An 11,525-nucleotide genomic window follows, 5' to 3' on the forward strand; every position below is an offset into this window, starting at 1 on the left:
CGGGTCTGGAAGACGTCTTCTGAAGGGCTTCGGTCTGAAACGATTCAGAACGCGAAGCTATGAGTCACCCGGAGGACTGTCAAGCCCTCTTGCAGGGACTTCGTTCCGTGACTCGGTTGTGACCTCTGGCTATCGAAATTTTCGTCCGGGACCCATTGACGTGACCTGCGTGACCTGTCTAACGTCCCGGCAATCCAGTTGAAACCTTTCACGACGTCGTGAGGCCCCCGCCCCGCGTCGCTGAGGAGCCCCTCATGACCCACCCGTCCGACACGGGTCCGGCCCCCGTGCTGGCGCTCAAGGACATCTCGAAGTCCTTCGGCGCCGTACGCGCCCTGCGGGACGTGTCCCTGGAGCTGTTCCCCGGCGAGGTGCACGCCCTCGCCGGAGAGAACGGCGCGGGCAAGTCGACCCTCATCAAGGCGCTCGCCGGGGTGCACCGACCGGACGCCGGCCAGGTGCTGCTGGACGGCGAGCCCACCGTCTTCCACGGTCCGGCCGACGCCCGGGACGCGGGCATCGCCGTGATCTACCAGGAGCCCACGCTCTTCCCCGATCTGTCGATCGCCGAGAACATCTTCATGGGCCGCCAGCCCCGCCGAGCCCTCGGCCGTATCGACCACAAGGCCACGCACACCGCGACGCTGGCCCTGATGCAGCGCCTCGGTGTCGAACTCGACCCCGACCGCCCCGCACGCGGACTGTCCATCGCCGACCAGCAGATCGTCGAGATCGCCAAGGCGCTCTCCTTCGACGCCCGCGTCCTGATCATGGACGAGCCGACCGCCGCCCTCACCGGCAGCGAGGTGGCCCGTCTCTTCGGGGTCGTCCGTACCCTGCGCGAACAAGGCGCCGCGGTGCTGTTCATATCGCACCGCCTTGAGGAGATCTTCCAGATCTGCCGGCGGGTCACCACCCTGCGCGACGGCGCCCTGATCTCCAGCGAGTTGCTGGACGGCATGACCGAGGACGATCTCGTACGTCGCATGGTCGGCCGCGATCTCGAAGAGCTGTACCCCAAGCAGGAGGTGCGGGCGGGCGAAGTGGCGCTCAGCGTCCGCCGGTTGACCCGCGAGGGCGTCTTCACCGACGTCTCCTTCGACGTCCGGCGCGGCGAGATCGTCGGACTCGCCGGGCTCGTCGGAGCCGGTCGTACGGAGGTGGCGCGAGCCGTCTTCGGTGTCGACCGGTGGGACGCCGGCGAGGTCGAGATCGACGGCAAGGCGCTGACCAACGGCGCGCCGTCCACCGCCATGGCCGCCGGGCTCGCCCTCGTCCCCGAGGACCGGCGGGCCCAGGGCCTCGTGATGGACATGTCGATCGAGCGCAACATCGGGCTCACCGGGCTGCGTACGACCGTGAAGGCGGGCCTCATGGACCGCGGCGCCGAGCGCAGCCGCTCCCTCGACTGGGCCGTCAAGCTCCAGGTCAAGTACGCCCGCATCGCCGACACCGTCAACACGCTGTCCGGCGGCAACCAGCAGAAGGTCGTCCTCGCCAAGTGGCTCGCCACCGGCCCGAAGGTACTGATCGTCGATGAGCCGACGCGCGGCATCGACGTCGGTACGAAGGCCGAAGTGCACCGGCTGCTCAGCGAGTTGGCCGCCGACGGGGTCGCCGTCCTGATGATCTCCTCCGACCTGCCCGAAATTCTCGGCATGGCCGACCGCGTGCTCGTGATGCACGAGGGCCGGATCACCGCCGAGATCCCCCGCACCGAAGCCACCGAGGAAACCGTGATGGCCGCAGCCACGGGGAGGGCCGCCGCATGACGGTGACCGCACCCCCCGCGCCCCCCGCCGAAGTGGAGAAGTCGAGCGGTACGCGACTTGTCGACCGGGTCTTCAAGATGCGCGAACTCGCCATCCTGGTCGTCTTCCTGGTGATGATCGCCGTCACCCAGGCGGGCAACAGCGAGTTCCTGTCCGAGCAGGGCATCAAGGACCTGCTGCTGAACGCGACGATCCTGATGCTGGTGGCCACCGGCCAGTCCCTGGTCGTGATCACCCGGAACGTCGACCTGTCGGTCGGCTCGACCCTCGGCATCAGCGCCTTCGCCGCCGGTACGTACCTCCAGGGCGGCGGCAACTCCGTCGTGGCCATCTTCCTGGCCGTCCTGCTCGGTGTCGGCATCGGGCTGCTGAACGGACTGCTCGTCAGCCTCGGCCAGGTGCCCGCCCTCGTCGTCACCCTCGGCACGCTCTACATCATCCGCGGCATCGACTCGATCTGGGTCGGCTCACGGCAGATCACGGCGGCCGACCTCCCCGACGGATTCGCGGACTTCGGCTCCGGCGGAATCTGGGCGGTGCCCTATCTCGCCCTGATCGCGCTGGCCGTACTGATCGCCACCGCCTACTACCTCAAGCACTTCGGCAGCGGACGCGAGCTGTACGCGCTCGGCTCCAACCCGGAGGCCGCCCGGCTGGCCGGCATCCAGGTACGCAAGCGGATCCTGGTCGCGTACACCTTCTGCGGAGCCCTCACGGGTCTCGCCGGCGCGCTGTACCTGGCCCGGTTCGGCAATGTCGACTCCGGCACCGGCACCGGCTACGAACTCACCGTCGTCAGCGCGGTGGTGGTCGGTGGCGTCGTCTTCACCGGTGGCTCCGGCAGCGTCTACGGGGCTGCTCTTGGCGCCCTGCTCCTTACCTCCATCAACAGCGTGCTGCCAGCCCTCGGCGTCAGCTCCGTCTGGGTGCTCGCCATCAACGGCATCCTGCTCATCCTCGCCATCGCGGTCGACCGCATCGTCGCCCTGCGCGTGGCGTCCGCCCTGAAGAAGAGGAACGCCCGCCATGGCTGACTCGCTGCTCGGGCGCGCCGTCCGCTGGGACACGGTTGTCGGCGCCCTCCTCATCGTCGTACTGCTGCTGTCCTTCACCACCGTCGACGGCTTCGGCAACGCCCTCAACCTGTCGTTCCTGATCGGCAACACCCTGCCGATCGCGCTGATCGCCCTGCCGATGACACTGCTCGTGGTGTCCGGCGAGATCGACCTCTCGGTCGCCTCCACGGCCGGTCTGTCCGGTGCCGTGATGGGGGCGCTGTGGAACCAGGGCATGACCATCGAGACGATCATCCCGATCTGCCTGCTGCTCGGCGTGGTCTGCGGGCTGATCAACGGCCTGCTGGTGACCCGCCTCGGGCTGCCCTCCCTCGCCGTCACCATCGGCACCCTCGCCGCCTACCGGGGCATCGCACAGATCGTGCTCGGCTCGGACGCGGTGACCGACTTCCCCACCCAGTACCTGGACTTCGCGTCCGGACGCATCGGGGACACCTTCATCCCGTACGCCTTCTTCCCCTTCCTCGTGCTGCTCGCGATCGCCGTGGTCGCGTTGCATGCCACCCCGTTCGGGCGCTCGCTCTTCGCGATCGGCGCGAACGAGGAGGCCGCACGGTTCGCAGGCCTCCGTGTGAGGCGGCAGAAACTGATCCTGTTCACCCTGACCGGCCTGATGGCCTCGCTCACCGGCATCTTCTGGGCGCTGCACTACGCCAGCGCCCGCTACGACAACGCCACGGGCCTCGAACTCTCCGTCGTGGCCGCCGTGTTGCTCGGCGGCATCGACTTCGACGGAGGCAAGGGCACGCTCGGCGGCGCGATCGCGGGAGTCTTCCTGCTCGGCGCGCTGCAGAACGTGATGAGCATCCAGGACGTCTCCGCCCAGTCGCAGATCGTCGTCACCGGCGTACTGCTCGTCGTCTCCGTGCTCGGCCCCCGGGTCGCACGGCAGATCTCCATCGCGAGGGCGGGCCGAAAAGCGGCCTCAGCGCCTGTCTCCAAGGCCCCCACTCCGACGTAAGCGCTCCGCTGAAAGGCCATTCGAAAACTGCGGATCCGTTGTGGCTGGTCGCGCCCGCGCGGCGGAGCCGCAAATCGACACCGCCCCGCGCCCCTTCGGGGCGCACCCACTCACCCTCCGTTCAAAGGGACACACCGTCATGCGTAAGTCATCGATCCGCCGCAGCGCCGTCGCGCTCGCCGCCGTCACCTCGCTCGCCCTCGCCGCCACCGCCTGCGGCGGCGGCACCACCAAGGAAGACGTCAGCAAGGAGGGCGGCGCCGCCGCCTCCGCCGGCAAGGCCGACCCGAACGCCGAACTGAAGAAGGGCCTGACCGTCGGGTTCCTGCCCAAGCAGGTCAACAACCCGTACTTCACCACCGCCGACAAGGGCGGCGAGGCGGCCCTCAAGGAGCTGGGCTCCAAGTACAAGGAGGTCGGCCCGAGCAGCGCCACCGACACCGCAGGACAGGTGTCGTACGTGAACACGCTCACTCAGCAGCAGGTCGACGCGATGGCCGTGTCCGCGCAGGACCCGGGCGCCCTGTGCACCGCGCTCAAGCAGGCCATGAGCAACGACATCAAGGTCGTCACCTACGACTCCGACACCAAGCCCGACTGCCGCAACGCCTTCGTCTCGCAGGCCAGCGCCGAGGACCTGGGCCGTACCGAGGTGCAGCTGCTCGCCGAACAGATCGGCTACAAGGGCGAGATCGCGATCCTGTCCGCCGCGCAGACGGCGACGAACCAGAACATCTGGATCGACTTCATGGAGGACGAGCTCAAGGATCCCAAGTACAAGGACATGAAGCTCGTCAAGATCGCCTACGGTGACGACGACGCCCAGAAGTCCTTCCAGCAGACCCAGGGCCTGCTCCAGGAGTACCCGAACCTGAAGGGGATCATCTCCCCGACCACCGTCGGCATCAAGGCGGCCGCCCAGTACCTGTCGGGCTCCAAGTACAAGGGCAAGGTCAAGCTGACCGGCCTCGGCACCCCGAACGACATGCGCAAGTACGTCAAGAACGGCACCGTCGAGGCGTTCGAGCTGTGGAACCCGGCGGAGCTCGGCGAGCTGGCCGCGCGTACGTCCGTGGCGCTGGCCTCGGGCCAGATCACCGGCAAGGAGGGCGAGAAGTTCACCGCCGGTGACATGGGCGAGTACACCATCGGCAAGGACGGCGTGATCAACCTCGGCAAGCCGACCGTGTTCGACGCCAAGAACATCGACGACTTCAACTTCTAGGCCCCGGAGGGTCCTTGATGCAGCGCGTGTGCTTTCTGCTGAAGGTCCGCAAGGACCGGATCGCCGAGTACCGCGAGCGGCACGCCGCCGTGTGGCCGGAGATGCTCGAAGCTCTCTCGGCCACCGGCTGGCACAACTACTCGCTCTTCCTGCGCGAGGACGGCCTGCTCGTCGGCTATCTGGAGACCGAGGACTTCGAGGCCTCGGTGGCCGGTATGGAGGCCGCCGAGGTCAACGCCCGCTGGCAGGCGGAGATGGCGCCGTTCTTCGAGTCGCTGGACGGCGCCCGCCCCGACGAGGCCATGAAACCGCTCACCGAGGTGTTCCACCTCGCCTGACCCGACCCGCATGACACCTCTCGCCCCCGTTGCAGTTCCCGATCTCGCCCGACAAAGGAGTCCTCCGAGATGAGAAGACGTACGCTGCTGGCCGGCACCATCCTCAGTGCCGTGGCCGGCCCGGTCATCGGCGCCGGTGCCGCACGGGCCGCCGACCCCGGCCCCTCGGTCACCCGCATCGGCAGCAGCCGACTCGACGCTCAGGCCATCTTCTTCGTGTCGTACAACGGTCTGGTCAACAACAACTCGTTCCAGAAGAACGGCCTGTTCACGTACAAGGGCTACCAGTACGCCGCCTGGTACACCGCCGACCGCAACGCCGTCGTCGGCCGCCGCGCGCTCGGCTCGAGCACCTGGTCCACCGTCAAGGTCGGCCACACCCTGCGCTACAACGACTCCCACAACGTGATCTCCATGGGCGTCTCGAAGACCGACGGCCGGCTGCACCTCAACATGGACTCGCACAGCGACGGCTTCACCTACGTCAAGTCGGTGGCTGGGCTCCTCGACAACCCCGCCGGGCTGAGCTGGACCGCGAGCCGCTTCGGCACCCCGCAGTCCACGCTCGACGGACTGGCGCTCACCTCGCAGTTCACGTACCCGCAGTTCATCTCGACGCCCGAGGGCCGCCTCCAGCTGAGCTACCGCGTCGGCATCTCCGGCAACGGCCGCAACGCCCTCGCCGAGTACGACGGCACCAGGTGGACCAACCTCGGCGAGTGGACCAGCTCCACCGGCACCTACAGCAGCGAGCACGGCTCCAGCACGGCCCGCAACATGTATCTGCACGGCATCGACTACGACCGCAACGGGCGTCTGCACTCCATGTTCACCTGGCGTGAGCAGAGCAACTCCGTGATGTGCAACAGCGGTGGCATCACCAACCACGACACCGGCTACGTCTACTCCGACGACCGCGGCCGCACCTGGCGCAACAACGCGGGCGCCGTCGTCGGCACCACCGGCGGCTCGGACCGGGTCTCCGTCAACGACGCCGGACTGGTCGTGGACCCGCTCAACCCCGACCACTCGCTGATGAACCAGGAGAGCCAGTTCACCGACTCGGCGGGCCGCCCGCACGCCATCATCAGCTACGTACCGGGCCGCTTCGGCCAGTGCACCACGAACTACGTCGCCAACCGGACCGCCAACGGCCGCGCCTTCCTCGTCCGCAAGAGCTCCTCCGGCGCCTGGGCGAAGACCGAGATCCCGGTGCCCCTGGACTCCAGCCAGCGCACCAAGCTGGTCATGGACAAGTACAACAACGCGTACGCGATCTTCCCGTTCGGCCGGATCGCCGGTGCCTCGGTGGCCTCCGGACACACCGACTGGAGAATCCTGTTCGACGGCGCCGGGCTGAACGCCTTCGGCGAGGTCGTGATCGACGAGATGCGGATCGCGCAGGACGGCGTCCTGTCGGTCATGTACCAGGAGAAGTCCAGCGGTACGACGCCCTCGGCGCTCCATGTCGTCGACTTCCGGCTGCCCGCGTGAGCGCAGCTCATGGCGGTGGGCACGCCGGTAATGTGAGGGCCTGCCCGCCGCCCCTTGTCACCCTGGAGGTTCCTGCCTGATGGCTCATTCGGTGGGTATCAAGGACGTCGCCCGCGTCGCCGGTGTCTCGGTGGGCACCGTCTCGAACGTGATCAACCGGCCGGACACGGTCGCCTCCGAGACCCGTGCCCGCGTGCTGTCCGCGATAGACCGGCTCGGCTATGTCCGCAGCGAGTCGGCGCGGCAGTTGCGGGCCGGGCGCAGCCGGATCATGGGCCTGCTCGTCCTGGACATGGGCAACCCGTTCTTCGTGGACGTGGCACGCGGCGCCGAGCGCGCCGCCCGTGACGCCGGTCTCGGCGTGATGGTCTGCAACAGCGCGCAGAGCCCCGGCGAGGAGGCCGAGTATCTGTCGCTGTTCGCCGAACAGCGGGTGCGGGGCGTGCTGTTCACGCCCGCCGACGCGACCGGGCGGAACATCGAGGCGTTCCGCCGGCACGGCATCCCGTTCGTACTCGTGGACCGGGTCGCCGAGGGCGCCACCGAATGCTCGGTGTCCGTCGACGATGTGGCGGGCGGGGCACTGGCCGTACGCCATCTGATCGACGCCGGGCACCGCTCCATCGCGTATGTGAGCGGGCCGCCCGGACTGAACCAGGTCAGGGACCGGCGGACGGGCGCGCTGAACGCGCTGGCCGAGGCCGGACTCGGCGCGGACTGCCTGCGTGAACTGCCCACCGAGCGGCTCGACGTGGCCGCCGGCCGCGACGCCGGCGCCCGGCTCCTCGGTCTCGCCGAGCGCCCGACCGCCGTCTTCTGCGCCAACGACCTGCTCGCGCTCGGCGTCCTCCAGGCCATGTTCGCGGCCGGCGTCTCCGTCCCCGACGACCTCGCGATCGTCGGCTACGACGACATCGAGTTCGCGGCCGCCGCCGCCGTCCCCCTCACCTCCGTACGCCAGCCCGCCGTGACCATGGGCGCCCTCGCTGCCGAACTCCTCCTGGAGGAGACCGAGTCCGAGACGGCCCCGGTCCCGCACGAGCACCGAAGCGTCGTACTCCAGCCGGAACTCGTCGTACGCCGCTCCAGCCTGCCCCCGCGCTGACGATCATGTGCTGAACTGGCCCCGCAAGGTCAGTCCGCACGTCCTCGGGAGCCGCAGTGAGCGCCAGTTACCGTCAGCCCGGCGTCGTCCTCACCGACCGCCGCTTCACGGTGCCCCTCGACCACGACGCCCCGGACGGGGAGACGATCGAGCTGTACGCCCGTGAAGTCGTCGCCACCGACAAAGCCGAGCGCGACCTGCCCTGGCTGGTCTACCTGCAAGGCGGCCCCGGTTTCGGCGCGAACCGCTTCATCGGCAAGCAGGCCTGGCTCGGCCGCGCCCTCGACGAGTACCGCGTGCTGCTGCTCGACCAACGCGGCACCGGCAACTCCACGCCCGCCAACCGCCAGACGCTCCCGCTGCGCGGCGGCCCGCGTGAACAGGCCGACTATCTCGCGCACTTCCGCGCCGACTCCATCGTCCGCGACTGCGAGGCCATCCGTCCCACGGTCACCGGCGGCGCCCCGTGGACGGTTCTCGGCCAGAGCTTCGGCGGCTTCTGCACGGTGACCTATCTGTCGTACGCGCCCGAAGGCCTGCGCACCGCCCTGATCACCGGCGGCCTGCCCTCCCTGGACGCGCACGCGGACGACGTCTACCGGGCCGCGTACCCGCGCATCGAGCACAAGGCCGCCGCGCACTACGCCCGTTACCCGCAGGACGTCGAGCGGGCCCGGCGGATCGCCGAGCACCTCCTCGCCCACGACGTCGTCCTGCCGAACGGCTACCGGCTCACCGTCGAGGCCTTCCAGTCCCTCGGCATCGTCCTCGGCAAGAGCGACGGCAGCCACCGCCTCCACTACCTCCTGGAGGACGCCTTCGTCCGCACCCCGCAGGGCCCCGCCCTCTCCGACGCCTTCCAGGAGGAGGTACAGGGGCTGCTGTCGTTCGCCGGCCACCCGCTGTACGCGCTGGTCCACGAGGCCTGCTACGGCCAGGGCGCGGAGCCGACCGGCTGGGCCGCGGAGCGCGTGCGCGCCGAGTTCCCGCAGTTCGACGCGGCCAAGACCCTCGTGGGCGACGGGCCGCTGCTGTTCACGGGCGAGTCCGTGCACCCCTGGACGTTCGACAACGACCCGGCGCTGCGCCCGCTGCGCGAGACGGCGGATCTCCTCGCCGAGCGCGCCGACTGGGCCCCGCTGTACGCCCCTGACCGCCTCGCCGCCAACGAGGTCCCCGTCGCCGCGGCCGTCTACCACGACGACATGTACGTCGACACCGAGCACTCGCTGGAGACGGCGGGCACCATCCGGGGGCTGCGTGCCTGGGTGACGAACGAGTTCGAGCACGACGGGGTACGGGCCGGCGGCCCACGCGTACTGGACCGGCTGATCGCCCTGTCCCGGGACGAGGTCTGAACGACTGGTGCGGGCCCGGTTGTTGCGCGGGCGCATACGACCGGGCCCCATTAATCTGCGAACCATGACGGAGCCGAGCACTGACAACCAGCTCAAGCCCATGCCGGACGACTGGCAGCGCGCCCTCGCCGTGGTGGCCCACCCGGACGATCTCGAGTACGGCTGCTCGGCCGCGATCGCCGCGTGGACGGACGCGGGCCGCGAGGTCGCGTATGTGCTGGCGACCCGTGGTGAGGCGGGCATCGACACGATGGACCCCGCCGAATGCGGGCCGCTGCGGGAGCGGGAGCAGCGGGCCAGCGCAGCCATCGTCGGGGTCAGCGAGGTGGAGTTCCTGGACCACCGGGACGGGGTCGTCGAGTACGGGATCGCGCTGCGGCGGGACATCGCGGCCGCGATCCGCAAGTACCGGCCCGAACTGGTCATCACCCTCAACCACCGGGACACCTGGGGCGGGGTCGGCTGGAACACCCCGGACCATGTCGCCGTGGGACGGGCCACGCTCGACGCCGCCGCCGACGCGGGGAACCGATGGATCTTTCCCGAACTGACCGACCAGGGCCTCGAACCCTGGAACGGGGTCCGCTGGGTCGCCGTCGCCGGTTCGGCGAGCCCCACGCACGCGGTGGACGCGACGCCGGGTCTGGAGCGGGCGGTACGGTCTCTGCTCGAACACCGCACGTACATCGAGGTGTTGACGGACGAGGACCCTGAGACGTACGTCCGTGGCTTTCTGATCGGCTACGCGCAGGAGTTGGGCGAGCGCTTCGGCGGCAAGCCGGCCGTGGCCTTCGAGCTCTTCGGCCGGTAGCTGTCCGGCCGGTGGCTGCTGCGCCGGTGAGTCTCAGGCGGCCACGGTCAGCGGGCCGAGGGCGCGGAGCGGGTTGACGACACTGCCGTCCGGGAGGAGTTCGCCGGTGTCGTCGAAGACGATGGTTCCGTTGCACAGCAGGTACCAGCCCTGCTCGGGGTGGGCGGACACGATCACGGCGGCGTGGTGGTCGGGGCTCTCGGCGGTGGGGCACGGGGGCTGGTGGGTGCACATGACGCTCTCCTGTGGTTTGTGTGGTGCGTAACTCTTGGCTCGTATCTCTGTAGTAGCGGAGCTTGTTTTCTTCTGTATGTGGAGACCCCCACACGGCCGGAAACTCATCGGTGAGTTTTCGTTCGGTGGAGGGGAGTTGGATGTCCGAGCAGGGAGCCGGACGGGTCGGAGCGGGGGAGCCGGACGGGTCGGAGCGGGTCCGACGTAGGCTGACGGCATGCACGACCACCCCCTCGACCTGCACGATCTCCGCGCGGACTGCACCCGCTGCTTCGGCCTGTGCTGTGTCGCGCTGCCCTTCTCGGCCTCGGCGGACTTCCCGGTCGACAAGGCGGCGGGGAAGCCCTGCTCCAACCTGCGCACCGACTCCCGCTGTGGCATCCACACCGAACTGCGGCAGCGCGGCTTCAACGGCTGCACGGTCTACGACTGCTTCGGCGCGGGGCAGCGGGTCTCGCAGAGCACCTTCGGCGGGGAGGACTGGCGGACGGGGACGCGGGAGCAGGCCCAGCGGATGTTCGACGTCTTTCCGGTCGTACGGCAACTCCATGAGCTCCTCTGGTACTTGACGGAGGCGCTGACCCTGCCCGCCGCCCGTCCCGTCCACGCCGACCTCCGCCGGCTGCTCGGCGAGACCGAGCGGCTGGCCCGCCAAACCCCGGAGGAACTGGGCGAGTTGGACGTTGCCGCACACCGGCAGAGGGTCAACGTGCTCCTGCTGCGGACCAGCGAACTGGTGCGGGCGGGCACCCGTGGCCGCAAGAAGGACCGCCGGGGTGCCGACCTCATGGGCGCCCGCCTCAAGGGAGCCGACCTCAAGGGCGCCAACCTGCGCGGCGCCTACCTCATCGCCGCCGACCTGACCGGCGCCGACCTGCGGGGCGCGGACCTCATCGGCGCGGATCTCCGCGACGCCGACCTGACGGACGCGGACCTGACCGGCGCCTTCTTCCTGACCCAGCCGCAGCTCAACTCGGCCCGGGGAAGCGGGAGTACGAGACTGCCGGGGTCGGTCACCCACCCCACGCACTGGACCGCGCGGCTCTGACGGCGAACGGCCCATCGCCTGCATTACCTGTGAAAAGAGCCCGACGTGGTTGGCGTGAGCCTCGATCTTCGGTAGGTTAGGCAAGGCTTACCTAAGGGAGGTT

At 69.2% G+C, this 11,525-nt stretch carries 11 protein-coding genes; 10 read left to right on the top strand and 1 reads right to left on the bottom strand.

Annotation, left to right across the window (positions count from 1 at the left end; genetic code table 11):
- Window positions 1-254: 254 nt before the first annotated feature.
- The 9 genes from OHT21_RS41270 to OHT21_RS41310 all read left to right on the top strand — a co-directional run bounded on the left by OHT21_RS41270 (window position 255) and on the right by OHT21_RS41310 (window position 10,140).
- Window positions 255-1,772 (top strand): sugar ABC transporter ATP-binding protein, encoded by a 1,518-nt coding sequence (locus OHT21_RS41270; protein WP_328773355.1) that lies wholly within the window; start codon window positions 255-257, stop codon window positions 1,770-1,772.
- A complete protein-coding gene (locus OHT21_RS41275; protein ID WP_328773356.1) occupies window positions 1,769-2,806 on the top strand; it encodes an ABC transporter permease in 1,038 nt (345 codons plus the stop codon). Before OHT21_RS41270 ends, OHT21_RS41275 begins: the two co-directional genes overlap by 4 nt.
- Window positions 2,799-3,809 (top strand): ABC transporter permease, encoded by a 1,011-nt coding sequence (locus tag OHT21_RS41280; protein ID WP_328773357.1) that lies wholly within the window; start codon window positions 2,799-2,801, stop codon window positions 3,807-3,809. The genes OHT21_RS41275 and OHT21_RS41280 overlap by 8 nt, the downstream gene beginning before the upstream one ends.
- 139 nt (window positions 3,810-3,948) lie before the next feature.
- Window positions 3,949-5,034: a rhamnose ABC transporter substrate-binding protein gene (gene rhaS / locus OHT21_RS41285; protein WP_328773358.1), complete on the top strand. Its 1,086-nt coding sequence runs from the start codon at window positions 3,949-3,951 to the stop codon at window positions 5,032-5,034.
- 17 nt (window positions 5,035-5,051) lie between these two features.
- Window positions 5,052-5,372 carry an L-rhamnose mutarotase gene (locus OHT21_RS41290; protein ID WP_328773359.1) on the top strand — a complete coding sequence of 107 codons (321 nt, stop codon included), beginning with the start codon at window positions 5,052-5,054 and terminating at the stop codon, window positions 5,370-5,372.
- 69 nt (window positions 5,373-5,441) lie between these two features.
- Window positions 5,442-6,866 carry a BNR repeat-containing protein gene (locus OHT21_RS41295; protein WP_328773360.1) on the top strand — a complete coding sequence of 475 codons (1,425 nt, stop codon included), beginning with the start codon at window positions 5,442-5,444 and terminating at the stop codon, window positions 6,864-6,866.
- Between the two features lie 79 nt (window positions 6,867-6,945).
- Window positions 6,946-7,971, top strand: a complete 1,026-nt coding sequence (locus OHT21_RS41300) for a LacI family DNA-binding transcriptional regulator (RefSeq protein ID WP_328773361.1) — start codon at window positions 6,946-6,948, stop codon at window positions 7,969-7,971.
- A 56-nt stretch (window positions 7,972-8,027) separates the two neighbouring features.
- Window positions 8,028-9,329, top strand: coding sequence for an alpha/beta fold hydrolase (locus OHT21_RS41305; RefSeq protein WP_328773362.1), 1,302 nt, complete (start codon window positions 8,028-8,030; stop codon window positions 9,327-9,329).
- 64 nt (window positions 9,330-9,393) lie between these two features.
- On the top strand, window positions 9,394-10,140 hold the full coding sequence (locus OHT21_RS41310; protein WP_328773363.1) for a PIG-L deacetylase family protein: 747 nt from the start codon (window positions 9,394-9,396) through the stop codon (window positions 10,138-10,140).
- 33 nt (window positions 10,141-10,173) lie between these two features.
- Here the strand turns inward: OHT21_RS41310 and OHT21_RS41315 are convergent, their stop codons facing one another.
- Window positions 10,174-10,374, bottom strand: a complete 201-nt coding sequence (locus OHT21_RS41315) for a DUF5999 family protein (RefSeq protein ID WP_328773364.1) — start codon at window positions 10,372-10,374, stop codon at window positions 10,174-10,176.
- A 217-nt stretch (window positions 10,375-10,591) separates the two neighbouring features.
- Between OHT21_RS41315 and OHT21_RS41320 the strand changes: the two genes are divergently transcribed.
- Window positions 10,592-11,422 carry a pentapeptide repeat-containing protein gene (locus tag OHT21_RS41320; protein ID WP_328773365.1) on the top strand — a complete coding sequence of 277 codons (831 nt, stop codon included), beginning with the start codon at window positions 10,592-10,594 and terminating at the stop codon, window positions 11,420-11,422.
- Window positions 11,423-11,525 lie beyond the last annotated feature (103 nt).

This window comes from Streptomyces sp. NBC_00286, assembly GCF_036173125.1.
Classification (GTDB): domain Bacteria; phylum Actinomycetota; class Actinomycetes; order Streptomycetales; family Streptomycetaceae; genus Streptomyces.

Bases quoted from the DNA above. Each gene is read 5' to 3' on its own strand.
- OHT21_RS41270 (WP_328773355.1), top strand. From the start codon at position 255: ATGACCCACCCGTCCGACACGGGTCCGGCCCCCGTGCTGGCGCTCAAG.
- OHT21_RS41275 (WP_328773356.1), top strand. From the start codon at position 1,769: ATGACGGTGACCGCACCCCCCGCGCCCCCCGCCGAAGTGGAGAAGTCG.
- OHT21_RS41280 (WP_328773357.1), top strand. From the start codon at position 2,799: ATGGCTGACTCGCTGCTCGGGCGCGCCGTCCGCTGGGACACGGTTGTC.
- rhaS (WP_328773358.1), top strand. From the start codon at position 3,949: ATGCGTAAGTCATCGATCCGCCGCAGCGCCGTCGCGCTCGCCGCCGTC.
- OHT21_RS41290 (WP_328773359.1), top strand. From the start codon at position 5,052: ATGCAGCGCGTGTGCTTTCTGCTGAAGGTCCGCAAGGACCGGATCGCC.
- OHT21_RS41295 (WP_328773360.1), top strand. From the start codon at position 5,442: ATGAGAAGACGTACGCTGCTGGCCGGCACCATCCTCAGTGCCGTGGCC.
- OHT21_RS41300 (WP_328773361.1), top strand. From the start codon at position 6,946: ATGGCTCATTCGGTGGGTATCAAGGACGTCGCCCGCGTCGCCGGTGTC.
- OHT21_RS41310 (WP_328773363.1), top strand. From the start codon at position 9,394: ATGACGGAGCCGAGCACTGACAACCAGCTCAAGCCCATGCCGGACGAC.
- OHT21_RS41315 (WP_328773364.1), bottom strand. From the start codon at position 10,374: ATGTGCACCCACCAGCCCCCGTGCCCCACCGCCGAGAGCCCCGACCAC.
- OHT21_RS41320 (WP_328773365.1), top strand. From the start codon at position 10,592: ATGCACGACCACCCCCTCGACCTGCACGATCTCCGCGCGGACTGCACC.